Source organism: Bradyrhizobium sp. WBOS08, assembly GCF_024585125.1.
Classification (GTDB): domain Bacteria; phylum Pseudomonadota; class Alphaproteobacteria; order Rhizobiales; family Xanthobacteraceae; genus Bradyrhizobium; species Bradyrhizobium japonicum_B.
Map to the genome: position 1 here is coordinate 2,768,915 of NZ_CP028988.1, position 20,871 is coordinate 2,789,785.

Below are 20,871 nucleotides of genomic sequence, written 5' to 3' on the forward strand. Positions count from 1 at the left end.
GCCGCGCCTTTGCGCGGCAATCCGATAACCAAAGTCATCTCTGAAGGATTTCGTCATGTCTCGCGTCAAACGCGGTGTGACCGCCCACGCCAAGCACAAGAAAGTCTACAAGGCCGCCAAGGGCTTCTACGGCCGCCGCAAGAACACCATCCGCGCCGCCAAGCCGGCGGTCGAGAAGGCGATGCAATACGCCTTCCGCGACCGTAAGCGTAAGAAGCGGACGTTCCGCGCGCTCTGGATCCAGCGCATCAACGCTGCCGTCCGTCCGTTCGGCCTGACCTACAGCCGATTTATCGACGGCATGGCCAAGTCCGGGATCACCGTGGACCGCAAGGTGCTGTCGGATCTCGCGATCAACGAGCCCGCCGCGTTCCAGGCCATCGCCGAGAAGGCCAAGGCTGCGCTGGCAGCGTAAGGCTTGCGCTAGCGGGCCTTCCGGCCCGCAGCCTGCAGCGCGCGTTGCGAGTAACGCTGGGCGACCTCCGCCCGGCAGAATGCCGTAAACGACTGATACATGGTGCCGGACTTGTTCCGGTACTTGACGTCGCATGCGTGCATCTCGCGCTTGTAGGCCTGCGCCTGCGCGGCACTGAGACCGGGCTTGAAGTCCGCCTCGCACTTTTGCTCGACGGCCGCGCCGAGCTCGACATCGCCGCTCGCGGTCAGCTGGCAATCCCTGAAGACCTTCATCGCGCTTGCGCAGCTCTTCTGGCTGCTGATGGCGGCCGCGACCTCGTCCAGCGTCATGGATTGGTCCATGCAGACCATGGCGCGCGCCGGGGTACCGGCGATGGAGAGAACAGCGGCCAGAGCGGCCCAACAGCATTTCGACGGCATCGCGAAGGTCTCCTCGTATCCTCCCTTGGTGGCCCGCCCCCGCACGAGGTTCAACCCAGCCGGGCGGGAGCCCGAAAACGCCGGCTTTTCGCTTGACGTTACGCCCTCCCGGCGGCGACAACCCAGCCGAATTTGGAGCCAAGGATTTGACTGTGTCCGACCTCGCAACGCTCGAAACATCCATCCTCGACCAGATCGCCGCCGCCGGCGATGAAGCCGCGCTCGAAGCGGTGCGCGTCGCAGCCCTCGGCAAGAAGGGCTCGATCTCGGCGCTGCTCGCCACGCTCGGCAAGATGTCGCCCGACGAGCGCAAGACGCAAGGCGCGGCGATCAACCAGGCCAAGGACAAGGTCGGCGAGGCGCTCGCCGCACGACGCGATGTCCTGAAGTCCGCGGCACTCGATGCGCGACTGGCGTCCGAGACCGTCGACGTCACGCTGCCGCTGCGCGAGGCTCAGGCCGAGGCCGGCCGCATCCATCCGCTGAGCCAGGTCTGGGACGAGCTGACCACGATCTTCGCCGACATGGGTTTCTCGGTGGCCGAAGGTCCCGACATCGAGACCGACGATTACAATTTCACCAAGCTGAACTTCCCGGAAGGCCATCCCGCGCGCGAGATGCACGACACGTTCTTCTTCAACCCGAAGGAGGACGGCTCGCGCGTGCTGCTGCGAACCCACACCTCGCCGGTGCAGGTGCGCACCATGCTGAGCCAGAAGCCGCCGATCCGCGTGATCTGCCCGGGCCGTACCTACCGCATCGATTCGGACGCGACCCACACGCCGCAATTCCACCAGGTCGAAGGCCTCGTCATCGACAAGACCTCGCATCTCGGCCACCTCAAATGGATCCTGCACGAGTTCTGCAAGGCGTTCTTCGAGGTCGACCACATCAACATGCGCTTCCGTCCCTCGTTCTTCCCGTTCACCGAGCCGTCGCTGGAAGTCGACATCCAGTGCCGCCGCGACAAGGGCGAGATCCGCTTCGGCGAAGGCGAGGACTGGCTCGAGATTCTCGGCTGCGGCATGGTGCATCCGAACGTGCTGCGCGCCTGCGGCATCGATCCCGACGAGTACCAGGGCTTCGCCTGGGGCATGGGCATCGACCGCATCGCCATGCTGAAATACGGCATCGCCGACCTGCGCCAGCTGTTCGACAGCGACGTGCGCTGGCTGAGCCATTACGGCTTCAAGCCGCTGGAAGTGCCGACGCTAGCGGGGGGATTGAGTTCGTGATGCTTGCTTTCGGCCATACGAAAACTCTCTCCGTTCCCGCTGTTGAGACAACCCTCTCCCCGCCCCTCCCCCGCAAGCGGGGGAGGGAGTCGATGGTTCGAGGGTGGACCCTTCATTTCAACGGCATGTATTCTCCGCCCACCCGACAGGTCGGACTCCCTCCCCCGCTTGCGGGGGAGGGTTGGGGAGAGGGTTTCTCCGCGATGGGGCTGCCAATGGTCGATCCCGAGCATCCGGATTGGAAAGTATCGCCCAAGCTGCGCGCCAATGCGCGCGCGCTCAGGCGCAATTCGACTGACGCGGAACGGATCCTCTGGTCAGAGCTGCGCGCCGGCCGATTGAACTGCGTGGTCTTTCGCCGCCAAGTGCCGATCGAGAATTACATCGCCGATTTCATCTGCTATGCCGCCAAGCTCGTCATCGAACTCGATGGCGGCCAACATTTCTCGGATGCAGGCGAACGCGCCGATGCGCGTCGCTCTGCCGTGATTGAGGCGAAGGGCTTCAAGGTGCTCCGCTTCAGCAATCTCGATGTCATGACCAATCGCAGCGGCGTTCTCGAAACAATCGCGACCACCGTCGCGGAGAGAACCCTCTCCCCAGCCCTCCCCCGCGAGCGGGGGAGGGAGCAGACCGTCTCCGTGGAGAAAGAGCAGCCATGAAATTCACCCTCTCCTGGCTGAAGGATCATCTCGACACCGACGAGCCGCTCGAAAGGCTTGCCGACAAGCTCACCATGATCGGGCTCGAGGTCGAGAACATCGAGGACAAGGCGAAGGCGCTCAAGCCTTTCACCATCGCGAAGGTGATCTCGGCCGAACAGCATCCGAATGCCGACCGCCTGCGCGTCTGCATGGTCGACACCGGTGACGGTGGCGCGCCGGTGCAGGTGGTGTGCGGCGCGCCGAATGCGCGTGCGGGCCTCGTCAGCGTGTTCTCGCCGCCCGGCACCTACATTCCCGGCAAGGACATCACGCTCGGTGTCGGCACCATCCGCGGCGTCGAGAGTCGCGGCATGTTGTGCTCGGCGGCCGAGCTGCAGATCTCCAACGACCATGACGGCATCATGGAATTGCCGGCGGATGCACCGATCGGCGCCGGATACGCCGAATGGGCCGCGCTCGGCGATCCCGTGATCGAGATCAATCTGACCCCGAACCGGCAGGACTGCACCGGCGTGCACGGCATCGCGCGCGACCTCGCCGCCGCCGACATGGGCAAGTTCGTCGATCACACCATCAAGCCGATCAAGGGCGAATTCCCGTGCCCGGTAAAGGTCACGGTGGAGGACGCCGCGCTCTGCCCGGGCTTCGCGCTTCGTCTCGTGCGCGGCGTCAAGAACGGGCCGTCGCCGGAATGGCTGCAGAAGCGGCTGACCGCGATCGGCCTGCGTCCGATCAACGCGCTGGTCGACATCACCAACTTCATGACCTACGACCGCGCGCGGCCGCTGCACGTGTTCGACGCCAAGAAGGTGAAGGGCAATCTCGTCGTGCGCCGCGCCCGCGACGGCGAAAGCTTGCTCGCGCTCGACGGCCGCACCTACAATCTCGATCCTGCGATCTGCGTGATCGCGGACGAGCACGGCGTCGAATCGCTGGCCGGCATCATGGGCGGCGAAGCCTCGGGCTGCGACGAGACCACCACCGACGTGCTGATCGAATCGGCGTTGTGGAACGAGATCAACATCGCCCAGACCGGCCGCAAGCTCGGCATCAATTCCGACGCGCGCTACCGCTTCGAGCGCGGCGTCGATCCGGCCTTCATGGTGCCCGGGCTGGAGCTCGCGACCAAGCTGGTGATGGAAATGTGCGGCGGCACGCCGTCCGAGAATGTCGTGGTCGGCAAGGCCTTCGGCGACGATCGCCTGATCGAGTTCCCGATCACCGAGGTCAAGCGCCTGTCGGGCATCGAGGTGCCCCAAGCCGAGATGAAGCGCATCCTGACCCATCTCGGCTTCATGATGGCGGGCCCGGGCCCGGTGGTGAAGGTCGCGGTGCCCTCGTGGCGCTCAGATGTCCACGGCAAGGCCGACATCGTCGAGGAGATCGTCCGCATCTTCGGCGTCGACAAGGTGCCGATGACGCCGTTCGAGCGCGGCGAGGACGCCCGCAAACCGGTGCTGACGCCGCTTCAGCTGCGCACCCGCCGCGCCAGGCGGGCGCTGGCAAGCCGCGGCATCATCGAAGCGGTGACCTGGTCGTTCATCACGAAGGCCGCCGCAGAATTGTTCGGTGGCGGCCAGCGCGAGCTCGAAGTCGCCAACCCGATCGCGTCGGATCTCTCCGACATGCGTCCGACGCTGCTCGCGGGCCTGATCGCGGCGGCACAGGCGAACGCCAATCGCGGCATGAGCGATGTCGCGCTGTTCGAGGTCGGCCAGATCTTCAGGGGCGATCGCCCGCAGGACCAGTTCATGGCCGCAAGCGGCGTTCGCCGCGGCTTTGCCTCGTCCGAAGGTCTGGGCCGGCACTGGTCGGGCTCGGCGCAGGCCGACGTGTTTGACGCGAAGGCCGACGCGCTGGCCGTTCTGGCCGCGGCCGGTGCGCCGATGCAGGCGCTGCAGATCGTCGCGGGTGGACCGTCGTGGTTGCATCCGGGCCGCTCCGGCACGATCCAGATCGGGCCGCAGAACGTGCTGGGATATTTCGGCGAAGTGCATCCCCGCGCGCTGGAGGCCCTCGGCGCCGACGGCCCGCTTGTCGTGTTCGAGGTGATCCTCGACCGCATCCCCGAGGCAAAGAAGAAGCCGACCCGCGCCAAGCCCGTGATCGAGCTCTCGGCGTTCCAGCCGGTGTCGCGCGATTTCGCCTTCATCGTCGATCGCACCGTGAAGACGGGCGACATCGTGCGCGCCGCGCAAGGCGTCGACAAGAAGCTGATCACCGGCGTCAACGTCTTCGACGTCTATGAGGGCAAGGGCATCGATGACGGCAAGAAGTCGATCGCGATCGCGGTCACGCTCCAGCCGCGCGAGAAGACGCTGACCGATCAGGAGATCGACGCCGTCGCCGCCAAGATCGTGGCCGAGGTGACGAAGAAGACGGGCGGCACTCTGCGAGCATGATGCCGAAAGGCGTGAAGCGGTTCTCGGACGACATCATGCTCCAGAATGGAAAACATGACCCTTGCTGACTTTCTCCCGAAGGACGTCAGCCTCGGCATCGCGATGGCGCTTTGCACCGTCGCTTTCGTTTCGGGCACCGCGCGCGGCTTCTCCGGCTTCGGCGCGGCGCTGATCTTCATGCCGCTGGCGAGCAGCATTGCCGCGCCGCGGCTGGTCGCGGCACTCCTGCTCGTCATCGATTTCGTCTCGGCCGCGCCGCTCCTGCCCGACGCGTGGCGCAAGGCCGACCGCAAGGCCACCGCGGTGATCGTGCTGGGCGCGCTGGTCGGCGTACCCGCCGGCACCTATTTCCTCAGCGTGCTCGAGCCCGTCACCACGCGCTGGATCATCTCCTGCTTCGTCGCTGCGCTGCTGCTTCTGCTGCTGTCGGGCTGGCGCTATCGCGGCAAGGACCACGCCTGGCTCTCGGTCGGCATCGGCGGGCTCTCCGGCTTCTGCAGCGGCCTCGCCCAGACCGGCGGCCCGCCGATCGTCGGCTACTGGCTCGGTCGTCCGATCGCGCCGATGGTCGCACGCGCCAACATCGTGCTGTTCTTCGGCGCCTCCGATTTGTTCTCGATGACCAGTTACGCGGCCACCGGACTGATCAGCCGCGAATCGCTCGCGCTGGCGCTGATCGTCGGCCCGGTCTATGCGGTCGGCGTCGCATTCGGCGCCTCGCTGTTCGGACGCGCCAGCGAAAAAGTGTTTCGCGGCATCTGCTACGCGCTGATCGCGATGGCGGTGATTTTTGGATTGCCCGCATTGGATGGGGTGTTGCGCCGATAAGCTCCGCCGTAGCGGGCTTAATTGCCCTGCTGCCGCGGCGCTCTGCGCTTCTTCGTCGACTGCGTCGGCACGTCGGCGGGGTCGTCCTTGAGCGCGCCGATCTTGCGCAAGGCCGCGTCCGCGGCGCGCTCGCCGCTGTCCCAGGCGCCGTCGACAGTGCCCCACAGCGTCTCATGGGTGGCTTCGCCGGCAAGGAATACGTTGCCGATCGGCTCCGCCAAAACCTTTCGCGAGAGCTGACCGCCGGGGGAGGCCGCCGACATCGCGCCCATCACGTAAGGCGATGCGTTCCAGCGCGTGGCGCTGGTCTTTTGCACCGCAGAAGCAGCTTCGCTGCCGAACAGTTTTGTGATCCATTCCCTGGCAAAGGCCTCCATCGCCTTCTCGCCCTGCTCGGAAAGCTCGCGGCCGAACGCGCCACCGACATCGATGGAGCAGAGCGAGGAACCGCCGATATTGGCGAACATTAGCCCCGTGCGCGTCGAGCTGCTTTGCTCGATCAGGATATCGTCGCGCGACAGGCCGAGCGGGTTGCCCGGCAACTGCAGCATGATGCGATCGTAGCTGCCAAGGCCGAGCTTTGCCGCCGCGTCCAGCGTGCGCTTGGGAATGTCGGGGGTGAACTTGATCGCGCCCGATGTCAGCACGTTGGTCGAGACCGTGACGACGACGGCGCGCGCGGCGATCTTGCCGGCTTGCGTCTCCACGCTGACGTCACGGTTGCTCCAGGCGATTCGGCTCGCCGGCGTCGACAGCGCCACCGGCGCCTGCTCGCCGAGCTTGGCGATCAGCGTGCCGAGGCCCTGACGGCAGGCGATCGCCGCGTTGCGGTCCTGCGCGCGCCCCTTGTCGATCGCCGACAGCTCCTTCAGGTCTTTGCCGGCGAAGCCTGCGCCCAGCAAGAACTCGGCCGCGCCCGCCCAGTCGCCGAGATCCTTCGGCAACACCGACGCGCAGGACGTATCCAGCTTGCCGCGCGCCGCCTCGTCGATGGCGCGGTTGGCACGCACCAGCGCCGCCAGGAATTGCTCGGTTTCGCCCGCACGCGCGTTGCGGCGGCCGATGCGCATCTTCTGGCCGGACGGCGCCGGCAGCACATCGAGCCCGGCATTGCGCGCCAGCCGGATCATCGGATTGGTATCTGGATTGTACATCCAGCGTGCACCGCGGTCGAACGGCGTGTCGAAAGTGGTGGTATCGGTGAGACAGCGGCCGCCGATCCGGGACGCCGCTTCGAGCACGACCACCTTGCGGCCCGTCGCCATGATGCGCCGCGCCGCAGCGATTCCCGCAGCCCCGGCCCCGACCACGACGATGTCGGCCTCGCGCGGCAGGCTGGCCGCGTTGGCGCGCAGGGCCGGCACCGTGGCAAGAGCCGCCGACGCGACAAGGAAACCGCGGCGCGTGATTGTCATGTCATGGTTTCCGAGGACTTGCGGCGGACGGGAACAGTCAGCGAACCTTGCCGCATCTGATGTTGCACGGCAACCATCATGGTGAATCAATCGTGCTTGACCTCACGGAGTGATGAACCGAATTGCAAGACGTTTCGACCATGATAGAGAAGGGAAAAAGACGGCCGGGAAAGGCCGTGGGGGGAGTTCGACATGGGGACGGTCCTGGATTCAGTCGGCAAGTTGATTGCCGCGTACCTCTCCAAGGAGGTGCCGGGCTACGAGCCGTTCACGCCGAGCGACCCGGAGCACCTGCGCGGCGTCATCGAGGCCGGTGACGTGCTGCTGGTCGAGGGCAACAACCGCATCTCCGGCATCATCAAGTATCTGACCCAGTCGACCTGGTCGCATGCCGCGCTCTATGTCGGCCCGGTCGAAGGCGCCGCGGAGCCCGACGGCGAGCCGCATGTGCTGATCGAGGCCAATATCGGCGAAGGCGTCACCTCTGCGCCACTGTCGAAGTATTTCCCGTATCACACCCGCCTCTGCCGACCGGTCGGGCTGTCCTATGAGGATCGCACCACGGTGTGCCGCTATGCGATCAACCGAATCGGCTTCGGCTACGACACCAAGAACATCGTCGACTTGATGCGTTATCTGTTCCCGATGCCGATACCGCAGCGCTGGCGGCGACGCATGATCGCGATCGGCTCGGGCGATCCGACCAAGATCATCTGCTCGGCGCTGATCGCGCAGGCGTTCGATGCCGTGCGCTACCCGATCCTGCCGAAGATCACCAAGGCCGGCAGCCGCGCCGCGCGCCGCGAGATCCTGCACATCCGCGATTCATCGCTCTACATGCCCCGCGACTTCGACATCTCGCCCTATTTCGAGGTCGTCAAACCCACCATCGTGCACGGGTTCGACTACACCGCGCTGCACTGGGCCGACAAGCAGAAGCCGCTCGAGGAGGTAGCGGGCTCATTCGGTGTGTTTCCAGAAACGCTCTTGGCGCCGCCGCTCGTTCCTGAAGCGATTGACGAAGAGGCGTCGGCTGAAATTCCCGTTGAAGAAGTGAGCGCGCAGCCTGCGCAAGCCAGTGTGACCTTCTCGGAACATTTCGTGCAGCTCAGCGAACTCGCGACCTACCGTGCGCGGGTGCGGGCGATGGCGGCTTAGGTCCACCGGCATCCCGGCGAGGCTGGGACAACTTGCGAAGAAATTTCGCTCTCTCCACCGTCATTGCGAGGAGCTCTTGCGACGAAGCATTCCAGACTGCCTCCGCGGTAGAAGTCTGGATTGCTTCGCTGCGCTCGCAATGACGATGGAGAGAGCGCGATCTACCGCTCCGCCCGTCCGATCACCGCCATCAGCTCCGCGATCTTCGCGCGTTGATCGGCCTTGTCGCCGCTCGCGATGGCGTGCTCGACGCAATGGGCGACGTGATCCTTCAGGATCTCCTCCTCGACCCGGCGCAGCGCGGCCCGCACGGCCGAAATCTGCGTCACGATGTCGATGCAGTAGCGGTCTTCCTCTACCATTTTCGAGAGGCCGCGAACCTGGCCCTCGATCCGGCCGAGGCGTTTTTCGACAGATGCCTTGATGTCCTTGCGCATGGGGTCTATATACCCCTACCGGGTATGGGTTGCAAGACCCGGATACAGGCGCCGGAGCAGGGCTATGAACGAACACGGGCATCATCACGACGCGGGCGGACATTCCGGATGCGGGTGCTCAGCCAAGACGGAAGCGGCCAAGACGGAAGCGGCCAAGCCGGCGGCGTCCTCCTGCTGCGGCGGGCACGGCGGCCACGCTCATCATCACGCGCATGACGCTGGCGAGGGCGCGACGAAGGTCAAAGATCCCGTCTGCGGCATGAGCGTCGACCCCGCGACCTCGAAGCACCAGCTCACCCATCACGGCGAGACCTTCCATTTCTGCTCGGCCGGCTGCCGCACCAAGTTCGCGGCCGATCCCGCCAAATATCTCGCCAAGGAAAAGGCACCCGAACCCGAGATGCCCGCGGGCACGATCTACACCTGCCCGATGCACCCGGAGATCCGCCAGGTCGGCCCCGGCAGCTGCCCGATCTGCGGCATGGCGCTGGAACCGGAGCTTGCGAGCCTGGAGACCGGCCCCAATCCCGAGCTCGCCGACATGACCCGGCGGTTCTGGATCGGCGGCGTGCTGTCGCTGCCGGCTGTGGTGCTGGAGATGGGCGGCCATCTCGCCGGTCCGCACAATTGGATCGACCCGACGCTGTCGAACTGGATCCAGCTCGCCTTCGCCACGCCGGTGGTGCTGTGGGCCGGCTGGCCGTTCTTCGTCCGCGGCTGGCAATCGCTGCTGACGCGCAACCTCAACATGTTCACGCTGATCGCGATGGGCACGGGCGTTGCCTATGTCTACAGCGTCCTCGGCACCGTCACGCCGCAGATCTTCCCCGCCACGTTCCGCGCCCATGGAGGTGCGGTCGCAGTCTATTTCGAAGCCGCCGCCGTCATCACCGTGCTGGTGCTGCTCGGCCAGGTGCTGGAGCTGCGTGCACGTGACGCCACCTCGGGCGCGATCAAGGCGCTGCTGCAGCTGGCGCCGAAGACCGCACGCCGCATCGACGCCGATGGCAGCGAGCACGAGGTCGAGATCGACACGCTTCATGCCGGCGACCGCCTGCGCGTTCGGCCCGGCGAGAAGGTGCCGGTCGACGGCATCATCCTCGAGGGACGCTCCTCGCTCGACGAATCCCTGGTGACAGGGGAATCCATGCCCGTCACCAAGGAAACCGGTGCAAAGGTCATTGCCGGCACACTGAATCAGTCGGGCAGCTTCGTGATGCGCGCCGACAAGGTCGGCCGCGAGACGCTGCTGTCGCAGATCGTGCAGATGGTCGCGGACGCGCAGCGCTCGCGCGCGCCGATCCAGCGCTTGGCCGATCAGGTCGCCGGCTGGTTCGTGCCCGCCGTGATCGTCGTCGCGCTCGCGGCCTTCGCCGCCTGGGCCTGGTTCGGGCCGGAGCCGCGGCTCGCTTTCGGTCTCGTCGCCGCCGTCAGCGTGCTGATCATCGCCTGCCCCTGTGCGCTCGGCCTGGCGACGCCGATGTCGATCATGGTCGGCGTCGGCCGCGGTGCGCAGGGCGGCGTGCTGATCAAGAACGCCGAGGCGCTGGAGCGGATGGAGAAGATCGACACGCTGGTGGTCGACAAAACAGGCACGCTGACCGAGGGCAAGCCCAAGGTAGTCGCGATCGTGCCGGCAGCCGGCTTTGCGGAAAACGACATCCTGCGGCTTGCGGCCAGCGTCGAGCGCGCCAGCGAGCATCCCTTGGCTGACGCGATCATGCGTGCCGCCAAGGAGAAGCAGCTTGCGCTCGGCCAGGTCGAGCACTTCGACTCGCCGACCGGCAAGGGCGCCACCGGCAAGGTCGAGGACAAGACCATCGTGCTCGGCAACGCCAGATATCTCGTCTCGATCGGAATCGACACCAATGCGCTCGACGCCGAGGCCGAGCGGCTGCGCCAGGACGGAGCCACCGTGATCAACATGGCCGTCGACGGCCGGCTTGCCGGCCTGTTCGCGATCGCCGATCCGGTCAAGGCTTCGACCCCGGAGGCATTGAAAGCGCTGGCCGCCGAAGGCATCAAGGTGATCATGCTGACCGGCGACAACCGCACCACGGCCGTGGCGGTGGCGCGCCGGCTCGGCATCGCCGAGGTCGAGGCCGAGGTGCTGCCGGATCAGAAGAGCGCGGTGGTGAGCAAGCTGCAAAAGGCAGGCCGCATCGTCGCGATGGCCGGCGATGGTGTCAACGACGCGCCGGCGCTGGCCGCCGCCGAAGTCGGCATCGCCATGGGCACCGGCACGGATGTCGCGATGGAAAGCGCCGGCGTGACTCTGCTCAAGGGCGATCTCGTCGGCATCGTCCGCGCCCGAAAGCTGTCGCAGGCGACCATGAGCAACATCCGCCAGAACCTGTTCTTCGCCTTCATCTACAATGCCGCCGGCATTCCGATCGCGGCCGGTATCCTTTACCCGGCCTTCGGCCTGCTGCTCTCGCCGATCATCGCCGCGGCGGCGATGGCGCTGTCCTCGGTGAGTGTGGTCGGCAATGCGCTGCGCTTGCGCGCAACGCAGCTGTGACGCAAGCTCGCCAGATCGTCCCGGATGGCGCTACGCTCCATCCGGGCTATGCAGGAGCGGTTTGAGCTAGACGCGCGAGAGGGCCCGATGCAGCGGATAACGATCACGATCGAGGACGATCTGTTGGCGGAGATCGACGCGGCGGCGGCAGCGCGCGGCTATCAGAATCGCTCCGAGATCATCCGCGACCTCGCGCGCGCCGGGCTGCAGCAGAGCACCGAGGACACCGCGCAGACCGGTCAATGCGTCGCCGGTCTCGTCTATGTCTACGACCACGCCGCCCGCGATCTGTCGAAACGGCTGGTGCAAGAATTCCACGGCCATCACGACCTCGCGCTGGCGACCCTGCACGTCCATCTCGACGACAACAATTGCATGGAGATGACGGCGCTGAAGGGCTCGGCGGATGAGGTCAAGCATTTCGCCGACCACATCATCGCCGAACGCGGCGTCCGCTACGGTCGCGTGGTGATGATCCCGACCGGGGATGGGAAGCCGGCGAAGGGACGGAAGCACGCGCACGGTCATCGGCATGGTTAGGTTAGACTAGCCGCGCTGCACTTTCCCCTCTCCCCTTGTGGGAGGGTGGCTCGCCGCGTAGCGGCGAGACGGGTGAGGGGTACTTCCCCACGCGCTCGATCGAAGTTGGATGCGCGGAAAGAGACCCCTCATCCGGCGCTTCGCGCCACCTTCTCCCACAAGGGGAGAAGGGACGACGACCACCCCTCCCTTGCCGAAACCGCGTCGGGTGTCTACCTCTCGCAGGTCGTTTCGTGAAAGGGTCCCCCATGCTGGATGCCGCCATCAAGGCGTTGTCGCAAATGATCTCGCCGCCGATGCGCTCGATCCTGTGGCGATCGATCGGGCTGGCGCTGGTGCTGATCATCGTGCTGGCGATTGGCCTGCAGCGGCTGCTCAGCTGGTTCGCAACCTCCGGGGCGGTCTGGCTGGAGGAATTGCTCGGACCCGGCTGGCATTCGTCCATCGAAATCCTCTCCTGGATCGTTTCGATCGCAGCGGGCCTCGGCGTCGTGTTCGGTGGCATCTTCCTGATGCCCGCGATCACCTCGCTGGTGGCGAGCCTGTTCGTCGACGACGTCGCCGACATCGTCGAGCGCGAGCATTACCCCGCCGAACAACCGGGCGTCGCGCTGCCCATCAGCCAGGCCATGCTCGAGGGCATCAAGACCGCGCTGCTGACGATTTTGATCTATCTCGCCGCGCTGCCGCTGGTGCTGTTCGCCGGTGCCGGCTTCCTGATCTTCTTCCTCGCCACGGCCTGGCTCCTGGGCCGCGAATATTTCGAGCTCGCGGCAATGCGCTTCCGCCCGCCGGAGGAAGCCAAGGCGATGCGGCGCGACAATGCCGCGACCATCTTCACCGCCGGCCTGTTCATCGCCGCCTTCGTCTCGATCCCGATCGTCAATCTGGCGACGCCGATCTTCGCCATGGCGTTCATGGTCCACATGCACAAGCGGCTGTCGGGCCCGCGGCCGGAGCTGATCGCGCCGGCGCGGCAGATGCGGTGACGGCGCCGCCGCTCAGACCGTCTTCTCCGGCCAGCGGCAGAGATCGTTGATCAGGCAGACCTCGCAGCGCGGCGTGCGCGCGAGGCAGGTATAACGGCCGTGCAGGATCAGCCAATGATGGGCATGGAGCATGAACGCGGCCGGGATCACCTTTTCCAGACCAAGCTCGACCTCCAGCGGCGTCTTGCCGGGCGCCAGCCCCGTGCGGTTGCCGACGCGGAAGACATGCGTGTCGACCGCCATGGTGTGCTCGCCGAAGGCCATGTTGAGCACGACGTTGGCGGTCTTGCGGCCGGCGCCGGGCAGCGACTCGATCCCGGCGCGCGTGCGCGGCACCTCGCCGCCGAACTCGCTGAGCAGCTTTGCCGACAACGCGATCACATTTCTCGCCTTGGTGCGGTAGAGACCGATGGTCTTGATGTAGTCGCGCAAGCGCTCCTCGCCGAGGTCGAGCATCTTCTGCGGCGTATCAGCAACCTCGAACAAGGCGCGCGTCGCCTTGTTGACGCCGGCATCGGTGGCCTGTGCCGACAGCACCACGGCGACCAGCAGCGTGAACGGATTGACGTGCTCGAGCTCCCCTTTTGGCTCCGGGTTGGCTTTGCGGAAGCGGCTGAAGGCGTCGTAGACCTCGGCCGGCGTCCAGGGTCTTGAGGAATTGGGCTTGGCGGCCTTGAGCGGTTTTTTCGCCGGAGCCGATGTCTTGTCGGACTTGGTCTTGACGGGCTTGGTCTTGACGGGCTTGGGCTTCGCTACGACGGCCCTTGCCTTCTTGTTCGGCACAGGCGCTCTGCGCAGCGCCGGCTTGCGGGTGATTTTCGCCATGATCGGGATATACTGACGGACCATGAGCGCAGGCAACGAAATTGAGCACAGCGATCCCGATCCGCGCGAGGTGCAGATCTTCTCTGCGCTGCTGACGCCGCACCGCTCGCTGAACCGCACCGGCTTCCTCGCCGTGATGCTGTTCCTGAGCGTGGTCAGCTTTGCCACCGGCCTCGCCTTCCTGATGAAGGGGGCCTGGCCGGTGCTCGGCTTCTTCGGCCTCGACGTGCTCGTGGTATGGTGGGCCTTCAAGGCCAATTTCCGCACCGCCCGCGCCCGCGAGGAGATTACGGTCACCAGCTCCGAACTGCGCGTGAAGCGCATCAGCCACCGCGGCCAGGTCGCCGAATGGACGTTCAATCCGCTCTGGGTCCGGATCGATCTGGAGGTCGACGAGGACTTCGGCATCGAGCATCTCTATCTGATCTCGCGCGGCCGTCAGATCCAGATCGCGAAATTTCTGGGGCCGAAGGAAAAGGCAAGTTTTTACAAAGGCTTGATTGAAGCGCTCAACGCCGCCAAGCGCGGGCCGACCTACAATCCGATCACCTGATGCCGCATCGGAAATCGGGTGGTTTCCCACGCGTCCCTCTCCTACATTTCCGGCCATGATGACACTCGCCATACATGACCAGCGCTTGACCAAGCCGGGGCCCCAGCACGCCGCGTTGCGCGACTACGATTCGGTGCGCCGGGCGATCGCCTTCATCTCGGAAAACTGGCGCGCCCAGCCGACCATCGAGGCGATGGCCGATGCGGCCGGCGTCACGCCGGATGAGTTGCACCATCTGTTCCGCCGCTGGGCCTCGATCACGCCAAAGGCCTTCATGCAGGCGCTGACGCTCGACCACGCCAAGGGCCTGCTGCGCGACTCCGCCAGCATTCTCGACGCCGCGCTCGATTCCGGCCTGTCGGGACCGGGCCGGCTGCACGATCTCTTCGTCACGCACGAAGCGATGTCGCCGGGCGAATGGAAGAACGGCGGCGCCGGCCTCACCTTGCGCTACGGCTTTCATCCCTCCCCGTTCGGCACCGCGATCGTGATTGCGACCGATCGCGGCTTGTCGGGGCTTGCCTTTGCCGACCACGGTGAGGAGAAGATCGCGCTCGCCGACATGACGCGGCGCTGGCCGAACGCCACCTATGTCGAAGACCACGAGGGCACGGCGCCGCTCGCCGCCCGCATCTTCGACACCAGGCTGTGGCGGCCGGACCAGCCGCTGCGCGTGGTGATGATCGGCACCGACTTCGAGGTGCGGGTGTGGGAGACGCTGCTGAAAATCCCAATGGGCCGCGCGGTGTCCTATTCCGACATCGCCTGCAACATCAACAGCCCAAAGGCCTCGCGCGCCGTCGGTGCGGCGGTCGGCAAGAACCCGGTCTCGTTCGTCGTGCCCTGCCACCGCGCGCTCGGCAAGAGCGGCACCCTCACCGGCTATCACTGGGGCATCACCCGCAAGCAGGCGATGCTGGGCTGGGAAGCCGGGCAATTGGGAATGCAGTAGACGAGATGCCGTAGGGTGGGCAAAGGCGCTCTTGCGCCGTGCCCACCATCTCTCTTGGTTGAAAGAGTGCGTGGGCACGCTGCGCTTTGCCCACGCTACGGCAGCGTGCTCGCGACGAAGGCTAACCCGCCAGATCCAGCTTCGAGGCCACGGTCGAATCCGCATTGAGGCGGTAGATGATCGGCACGCCGGTGGCGAGCTCGCGCTTCAGGATGCCTTCGGGCGAGAGCTTCTCCAGCACCATGATCAGCGCGCGCAGCGAATTGCCATGGGCGGCGACCAGCGTGCGCTTGCCGTTGAGGACGCCGGGCAGGATTTCCTGCACGTAGTACGGCAGCGCGCGCGCCAGCGTGTCCTTCAGGCTTTCGCCGCCGGGCGGCGGCACGTCGTAGGAGCGGCGCCAGATCAGCACCTGCTCCTCCCCCCATTTCTTGCGGGCGTCGTCCTTGTTGAGGCCGGAGAGATCGCCGTAATCGCGCTCGTTCAGCGCGAGGTTCTTCGAGGTCGGCAAACCGGTCTGGCCGAGCTCACCGAGGATGATGTCGAGCGTGTGTTGCGCGCGCGTGAGCACCGAGGTGAAGGCCACATCGAACACGAGGCCTTGTGCCTTCAGCTTGCGGCCGGCTTCCGTGGCTTCCTTCACGCCGAGCTCGGTGAGATCGGGATCCTTCCAGCCCGTGAACAGGTTCTTCAGATTCCATTCGCTCTGGCCGTGGCGCACGAGCACGAGAAGACGTTCGCTCATTGACTGCTTTTCCGTGTTGTTCAGATGTCGGACAGGCCGAGCACGTCGGCCATGGAGTAATGCCCCGGCGCCTTGCCATGCGCCCACAGCGCTGCCTTCAGCGCGCCGTGGGCGAACAGCATGCGGTCCTCGGCCTGATGCGACAGCGTCAGGCGCTCGAAGGATCCAAGGAAGGTGACGCTGTGATCGCCGGCGACGGTGCCGCCGCGCAAGGAGGCGAAACCGATATTGCCCGGCCTGCGCGCGCCGGTGATGCCGTCGCGGCCACGCTCGGAATGCTCGTCGAGGCTGACGCCGCGGCCGCTGGCTGCGGCCTGGCCCAGCATCAGCGCGGTGCCGGAGGGGGCATCGACCTTCATGCGGTGATGGGTCTCGACGATCTCGATGTCAAAACTCTGGTCGAGCGCCTTGGCGACGCGCTTGACCACGGCGGCCAGCAGGTTGACGCCGAGGCTCATATTGCCCGACTGCACCACCACGGCGCGGTTGGTGACGCTCTTGATCACGGCGTTGTCGGACATCGACAGCCCGGTGGTGCCGACGACATGGACGATTCCCCGCTCGGCGGCGATCGCGACATTGGCGATGGTCGCGGCCGGCACGGTAAAATCGAGGATTCCGTCGGCCTCCTTCGACATCGCCCAGAGATCGGCCGAGAGCTTGATGTCGTTGGCCGGCAGGCCGGCGAGCACGCCGGAATCCTTGCCGAGCAGCTCCGAGCCCGGGGCCTCCAGCGCGCCGGCCAGCACCGCGCCTTTGCTCTCGGAAATGGCCCGCACCAGCGCACGGCCCATCCGGCCGCCGGCCCCAGCAACAATCAAGCGCATGTCCGACATGGTGTGATCCTCTTCGCCGCACTTGTAGCGGGGGGAGGCAGTTCCGGCAACCGAGAGGGTCAGGCAGGTCGCCTGCGGCCATCCTTCGAGACGCCCGCCTCCGGCGGGCCCTCACGATGAGGTCTCGTTTCGCGGCGAGATATCAGACCCTCATGGTGAGGAGCCCGCGTGAGCGGGCGTCTCGAACCATGCAGGCCCCGAGGGCGCCTCAGCCGTCCTGCGGCTGCGGGCCGTCGTAGCCTTCGATGATGATGAGATCGGCGACCGAGTGCGGCTGGCGTACCTTGATGTTGGCCTGGTATTCCGGCGAGTTGTAGCAGGCGAGCGCGGTCTCGTAGTCCGGGAATTCGATCACGACGTTGCGGGTGCGGCTGGCGCCTTCGACGGTGGTGAACTTGCCGGCGCGGACGACGAAGCGGCCGCCCCATTTCTTGAAGATCGGACCGTTGGCGACGGCGTAGGGCTTGTAGCCCTCGTCGCTGCTCACATCGACGCGCCCGATCCAGTAGCCCTTTGCCATTGGTTCTTCTCCCTGTGTTGTTGGGGTCATTTCTATCTCAGCATGGTCTGATCGGAAAACCGCTTCACACGTTGCGCTAACGCGGCCCTTCGGGGCCGGATCATGCTCCGAGCGCCTGTGCAATCTCGGCCTGGATGGCGTCCGCGACGGCCCTGGGATCGGCGGCTTCCACGATCGGCCGTCCGACGACGAGGTAATCGGCGCCGGCGGCGATCGCGCGGCCCGGCGTCATGATGCGCTTCTGGTCGCCGCTCGCCGAACCTGCCGGCCGGATGCCCGGCGTGACGAGGTGCATCTGGTGGCCGACGATCTTGCGCAACGCACCGGCCTCCTCCGGCGAGGACACCAGGCCGTCGATGCCGAGCACCTGCGCCTGCTGCGCGCGGGCCTCGACCAGCTCGGAGACGCCGAGCCGATAGCCGGCTGCATGCAGGTCGTCCTCGTTGTAGGAGGTCAGCACCGTGACCGCGAGAATCTTCAGGCTCGAATTGCCGCGGCCTTCGACCGCGCCCTTCATGGTCTGCGGATAGGCGTGCACGGTCAGGAAGGTGGCGCCAAGCCTGCTGATGCTCTCGACTCCCTGCATCACGGTGTTGCCGATGTCGTGCAGCTTGAGATCGAGAAAGACCTTCTTGCCTTTGTCGGCAAGCTTGCCGACGAGCGGCAATCCGCCGGCATAAGCGAGCCGATAGCCGATCTTGTAGAAGGTGACGCTGTCGCCGAGACGGTCGACGATGGCCTGCGCGGCATCGACGCTGGGCAGATCGAGCGCGACGATCAGGCGGTCCTTCGGGGCGATCTCGGCTGGCGTCATGTCACCTCACATCATGCGTTGGGAAATGTCGATCAATTGCGCGACCAGCTCCTTCAACGCGGCGATATCGCCCTCGTTCTTGAGCCTGTCCATATCGTCATAGGCCTGATCGGCAAAGGCGAGCGTGAGCTGGCTGGCGATCACATTGGCATGGCAGGAGGTCAGGATCAGCCTGAGCGCCTGCAATGCGCGCGCCGCACCGAGCCGGCTCTGCGAGGCGCCGGCGAGCGCGAAGGCGCGGTTGCGGAACACCTCGCCGCGCGCCTCGTGCAGCTCGTGCACGCGGCTGACCCAGTCGATCGCGTTCTTGAGCAACGGCGGCACCGAGGCGTTGTACTCGGGCGTGACGAACAGCACGCCGTGATGCGCGCCGATCATGCGCTTGAGATTGATCGCGTGCTTGGGCACGCCCGATCTGGCCTGGAGATCGCCATCGTAGATCGGCAGCGGAAAATCGGCGAGCGAGATGCGGGTGACGTCGACGCCGGCCCTGGCGACTTCATGGGCGATGACCGCCGCCAGCTTCGCATTGTGCGATCCGGTGCGCAGCGAACCGGGAATGATCAGGATCCTGGGTGCGGACATCCGCTTCCATACGTTCGGCGAAACCAGCCCGCCGCGCAGAGAAGGAAGCCGGCGGAATTAGTCCTTGCGATACACCCAGACGCGGGCCGGCGGAAGGTTCATCCAGATCCGTTCCGAAGCCTCTGTGGACACGCCGGGCAGCGATTTCGGGATCGGCGGCACCACCGCATAGGTGAACTGGATGAACGGCGCGCCGGGCGCCAGCGCCGTGAAGGCATCGCGGATCAGCCGCAGCCGCGTCAGCATCGGCTTTGTCACGAGCGGCAGGCCGGAGACGACCGCGGAGGCCGGCGCGCTCAGCACGTTCCAGAGCGTGTCACGCAGGCGATAGGCATCGCCCTGCACCACCTTGGCCTGCGGATAGCGGTCGCGTAGCAGCGCGCAGAAGCCGGGATTGTATTCGACGAGAACGAGCCGCTTCTGGTCGATACCGCGCTCGATCAGGGCGGAGGTGATGGCACCGGTGCCGGGCCCGAGCTCGACCACGGGCGCGTCGGAATCGGGATCGACATAGTGAGCCATGGTCCGGGCCAGCAGCTTGCCCGACGGCATCACCGCGCCCATGTGCAGCGGCTTTTCGATCCATGATCTGAGAAAGCGCACCTCGTCGTCGAGACGAGGCTTCTTCAACGCACGCGCGGACGATGGCAATGGCATGTCTGGACCGGACGGGACCGCGGGGCGCGGCGTGTCAGAAAATGGTCATAAAGACGTATAGGCCGAAGGCGATACGGTCAAGCCAAGTCAACCTGCCCGACTGCCGAAGAAATCCTTGACCTTGGCGAAGAAGCCCTCGGATTCCGGCTGGGTGTTGCCGGACGACAGCTTCTCGAACTCGGCCAGCAATTCCTGCTGCTTCTTGGTGAGGTTCTGCGGCGTCTCGACCACGACCTGAACATACATGTCGCCCATCTGGCGCGAGCGCAGCACCGGCATGCCTTTTGATGCAATGCGGAATCGGCGGTTGGACTGGGTCCCCGCCGGCACCTTCACCTTGGCCTTGGCCTTGTCGATGGTCGGCACCTCGAACTCGCCGCCGAGGGCGGCCGTCACCATCGAGATCGGCACACGGCAATGCAGATCGGCGCCGTCGCGCTGGAAGAACTGGTGCTGGGCCAGCGACAGGAAGATGTAGAGGTCGCCGGGCGGGCCGCCGCGGACCCCAGCCTCGCCTTCGCCGGCAAGCCTGATCCTGGTGCCATCCTCGACGCCCTGGGGGATGTTGACCGACAAGGTGCGTTCGCGGGTGACGCGACCTTGGCCCGAGCAGGACGGACAGGCATCCTCGATCATCTGGCCGCGGCCCTGGCAACCCGGACAGGTCCGCTCCAGCGTGAAGAAGCCCTGCGACTGCCGCACGCGGCCGGCGCCGCCACAGGTCGAGCAGGTCTTCGGCTTGGTGCCGGCCTTGGCGCCGATGCCGGAGCAGGCCTCGCAGGTGACCGAGACCGGAATCTCGATCTGCGCGGTCTTGCCGCCAAAGGCTTCCTCGAGCGTGATTTCCATGTTGTAGCGCAGGTCGGCGCCGCGCTCGCGGCCGCCGCGGCCGCGCTGCCCGGCCATGCCGAACAGGTCTTCGAAAATATCGGAGAAAGAGGAAGCGAAGCCCGCGCCGAACCCGGCGCCGCCGCCGCCCTGCTCGAACGCGGCATGACCGTAGCGGTCATAGGCGGCGCGCTTGTCCTTGTCCTTCAGGACCTCGTAGGCCTCGTTGATTTCCTTGAACTTGATCTCGCTGGTGTCGTCCCCGGGATTGCGATCGGGGTGAAACTTCATCGCCAGCTTGCGAAACGACGATTTCAGCTTGGATTCGTCGGCGTCACGCTCGACTTCGAGAGTCTCGTAATAGCAGCGCTTCGTGGACGTGGACATGATGAGCTCGGTCTATCCAATCGCGAATCAAGTCGGAGCGAAACGATGCCGCTGCGCGACGACATAAGCGCCCTTCCGCCTCGCGGCGGAAGCCGGCACGGCGGCGTTCAGCATAACGGCTGGGAATTGATCGATCGTTGCG

Annotated in this window: 22 protein-coding genes; 11 read left to right on the top strand and 11 right to left on the bottom strand. The window is 65.8% G+C overall.

Going from position 1 to position 20,871, the window contains the following annotated elements:
• Nucleotides 1–55: 55 nt before the first annotated feature.
• Nucleotides 56–415: a 50S ribosomal protein L20 gene (gene rplT, locus DCM80_RS13135; RefSeq protein ID WP_028133567.1), complete on the top strand. Its 360-nt coding sequence runs from the start codon at nucleotides 56–58 to the stop codon at nucleotides 413–415.
• Between the two features lie 8 nt (nucleotides 416–423).
• On the opposite strand, the gene DCM80_RS13140 is transcribed toward rplT, so the two are convergent.
• Nucleotides 424–837 carry a hypothetical protein gene (locus tag DCM80_RS13140; protein ID WP_257197341.1) on the bottom strand — a complete coding sequence of 138 codons (414 nt, stop codon included), beginning with the start codon at nucleotides 835–837 and terminating at the stop codon, nucleotides 424–426.
• A 152-nt stretch (nucleotides 838–989) separates the two neighbouring features.
• Between DCM80_RS13140 and pheS the strand changes: the two genes are divergently transcribed.
• The 4 genes from pheS to DCM80_RS13160 all read left to right on the top strand — a co-directional run bounded on the left by pheS (nucleotide 990) and on the right by DCM80_RS13160 (nucleotide 5,967).
• The gene (gene pheS, locus DCM80_RS13145) at nucleotides 990–2,072 is read left to right on the top strand and encodes a phenylalanine--tRNA ligase subunit alpha (RefSeq protein WP_257197342.1); all 1,083 of its coding nucleotides are present in this window, start codon (nucleotides 990–992) and stop codon (nucleotides 2,070–2,072) included.
• Nucleotides 2,073–2,287: 215 nt separating this feature from the next.
• The gene (locus tag DCM80_RS13150) at nucleotides 2,288–2,734 is read left to right on the top strand and encodes an endonuclease domain-containing protein (protein ID WP_257197343.1); all 447 of its coding nucleotides are present in this window, start codon (nucleotides 2,288–2,290) and stop codon (nucleotides 2,732–2,734) included.
• Nucleotides 2,731–5,139, top strand: a complete 2,409-nt coding sequence (gene pheT / locus DCM80_RS13155) for a phenylalanine--tRNA ligase subunit beta (RefSeq protein ID WP_257197344.1) — start codon at nucleotides 2,731–2,733, stop codon at nucleotides 5,137–5,139. The genes DCM80_RS13150 and pheT overlap by 4 nt, the downstream gene beginning before the upstream one ends.
• A gap of 54 nt (nucleotides 5,140–5,193) precedes the next feature.
• Nucleotides 5,194–5,967, top strand: a complete 774-nt coding sequence (locus tag DCM80_RS13160) for a sulfite exporter TauE/SafE family protein (RefSeq protein ID WP_257197345.1) — start codon at nucleotides 5,194–5,196, stop codon at nucleotides 5,965–5,967.
• 17 nt (nucleotides 5,968–5,984) lie between these two features.
• On the opposite strand, the gene DCM80_RS13165 is transcribed toward DCM80_RS13160, so the two are convergent.
• A complete protein-coding gene (locus tag DCM80_RS13165) occupies nucleotides 5,985–7,382 on the bottom strand; it encodes an NAD(P)/FAD-dependent oxidoreductase (RefSeq protein ID WP_257197348.1) in 1,398 nt (465 codons plus the stop codon).
• A gap of 192 nt (nucleotides 7,383–7,574) precedes the next feature.
• Here DCM80_RS13165 and DCM80_RS13170 point away from each other — a divergent pair, with 192 nt between their 5' ends.
• A complete protein-coding gene (locus DCM80_RS13170; RefSeq protein WP_257197349.1) occupies nucleotides 7,575–8,540 on the top strand; it encodes a YiiX/YebB-like N1pC/P60 family cysteine hydrolase in 966 nt (321 codons plus the stop codon).
• A gap of 161 nt (nucleotides 8,541–8,701) precedes the next feature.
• Here the strand turns inward: DCM80_RS13170 and DCM80_RS13175 are convergent, their stop codons facing one another.
• Nucleotides 8,702–8,977: a metal-sensitive transcriptional regulator gene (locus DCM80_RS13175; protein WP_257197350.1), complete on the bottom strand. Its 276-nt coding sequence runs from the start codon at nucleotides 8,975–8,977 to the stop codon at nucleotides 8,702–8,704.
• Nucleotides 8,978–9,041: 64 nt separating this feature from the next.
• On the opposite strand from DCM80_RS13175, the gene DCM80_RS13180 reads away from it, so the two are divergent.
• The 3 genes from DCM80_RS13180 (at nucleotide 9,042) to DCM80_RS13190 (ending at nucleotide 13,027) form a co-directional block, all read left to right on the top strand.
• Nucleotides 9,042–11,498, top strand: a complete 2,457-nt coding sequence (locus DCM80_RS13180; RefSeq protein WP_257197351.1) for a heavy metal translocating P-type ATPase — start codon at nucleotides 9,042–9,044, stop codon at nucleotides 11,496–11,498.
• An 87-nt stretch (nucleotides 11,499–11,585) separates the two neighbouring features.
• Nucleotides 11,586–12,038, top strand: coding sequence for a nickel-responsive transcriptional regulator NikR (nikR, locus tag DCM80_RS13185; protein WP_257197352.1), 453 nt, complete (start codon nucleotides 11,586–11,588; stop codon nucleotides 12,036–12,038).
• Nucleotides 12,039–12,286: 248 nt separating this feature from the next.
• Complete coding sequence (locus DCM80_RS13190; protein ID WP_028133557.1) at nucleotides 12,287–13,027, top strand: sulfate transporter family protein; 741 nt, start codon at nucleotides 12,287–12,289, stop codon at nucleotides 13,025–13,027.
• Nucleotides 13,028–13,039: 12 nt separating this feature from the next.
• Here the strand turns inward: DCM80_RS13190 and nth are convergent, their stop codons facing one another.
• The gene (gene nth / locus DCM80_RS13195; RefSeq protein ID WP_257197354.1) at nucleotides 13,040–13,852 is read right to left on the bottom strand and encodes an endonuclease III; all 813 of its coding nucleotides are present in this window, start codon (nucleotides 13,850–13,852) and stop codon (nucleotides 13,040–13,042) included.
• A 22-nt stretch (nucleotides 13,853–13,874) separates the two neighbouring features.
• Between nth and DCM80_RS13200 the strand changes: the two genes are divergently transcribed.
• Both DCM80_RS13200 and DCM80_RS13205 read left to right on the top strand, forming a co-directional pair.
• Entirely contained in the window at nucleotides 13,875–14,405 is a 531-nt protein-coding gene (locus DCM80_RS13200; RefSeq protein ID WP_257197356.1) for a DUF2244 domain-containing protein, read from the top strand.
• Between the two features lie 55 nt (nucleotides 14,406–14,460).
• Nucleotides 14,461–15,357 (top strand): bifunctional helix-turn-helix domain-containing protein/methylated-DNA--[protein]-cysteine S-methyltransferase, encoded by an 897-nt coding sequence (locus DCM80_RS13205; protein ID WP_257197357.1) that lies wholly within the window; start codon nucleotides 14,461–14,463, stop codon nucleotides 15,355–15,357.
• Between the two features lie 121 nt (nucleotides 15,358–15,478).
• Here the strand turns inward: DCM80_RS13205 and DCM80_RS13210 are convergent, their stop codons facing one another.
• The 7 genes from DCM80_RS13210 to dnaJ all read right to left on the bottom strand — a co-directional run bounded on the left by DCM80_RS13210 (nucleotide 15,479) and on the right by dnaJ (nucleotide 20,729).
• Nucleotides 15,479–16,102 carry a 2,3-bisphosphoglycerate-dependent phosphoglycerate mutase gene (locus DCM80_RS13210; RefSeq protein WP_257197358.1) on the bottom strand — a complete coding sequence of 208 codons (624 nt, stop codon included), beginning with the start codon at nucleotides 16,100–16,102 and terminating at the stop codon, nucleotides 15,479–15,481.
• A 20-nt stretch (nucleotides 16,103–16,122) separates the two neighbouring features.
• Nucleotides 16,123–16,938: a 4-hydroxy-tetrahydrodipicolinate reductase gene (gene dapB, locus DCM80_RS13215; protein WP_257197359.1), complete on the bottom strand. Its 816-nt coding sequence runs from the start codon at nucleotides 16,936–16,938 to the stop codon at nucleotides 16,123–16,125.
• 208 nt (nucleotides 16,939–17,146) lie between these two features.
• Nucleotides 17,147–17,458: a DUF1330 domain-containing protein gene (locus DCM80_RS13220; RefSeq protein WP_028133551.1), complete on the bottom strand. Its 312-nt coding sequence runs from the start codon at nucleotides 17,456–17,458 to the stop codon at nucleotides 17,147–17,149.
• A 100-nt stretch (nucleotides 17,459–17,558) separates the two neighbouring features.
• Nucleotides 17,559–18,272, bottom strand: a complete 714-nt coding sequence (pyrF, locus tag DCM80_RS13225; protein ID WP_257197360.1) for an orotidine-5'-phosphate decarboxylase — start codon at nucleotides 18,270–18,272, stop codon at nucleotides 17,559–17,561.
• 6 nt (nucleotides 18,273–18,278) lie between these two features.
• Nucleotides 18,279–18,857, bottom strand: coding sequence for an NADPH-dependent FMN reductase (locus DCM80_RS13230; protein WP_257197361.1), 579 nt, complete (start codon nucleotides 18,855–18,857; stop codon nucleotides 18,279–18,281).
• Nucleotides 18,858–18,914: 57 nt separating this feature from the next.
• Nucleotides 18,915–19,514: a class I SAM-dependent methyltransferase gene (locus tag DCM80_RS13235; RefSeq protein ID WP_028133548.1), complete on the bottom strand. Its 600-nt coding sequence runs from the start codon at nucleotides 19,512–19,514 to the stop codon at nucleotides 18,915–18,917.
• Between the two features lie 87 nt (nucleotides 19,515–19,601).
• Nucleotides 19,602–20,729, bottom strand: a complete 1,128-nt coding sequence (gene dnaJ / locus DCM80_RS13240) for a molecular chaperone DnaJ (protein ID WP_028133547.1) — start codon at nucleotides 20,727–20,729, stop codon at nucleotides 19,602–19,604.
• Nucleotides 20,730–20,871 lie beyond the last annotated feature (142 nt).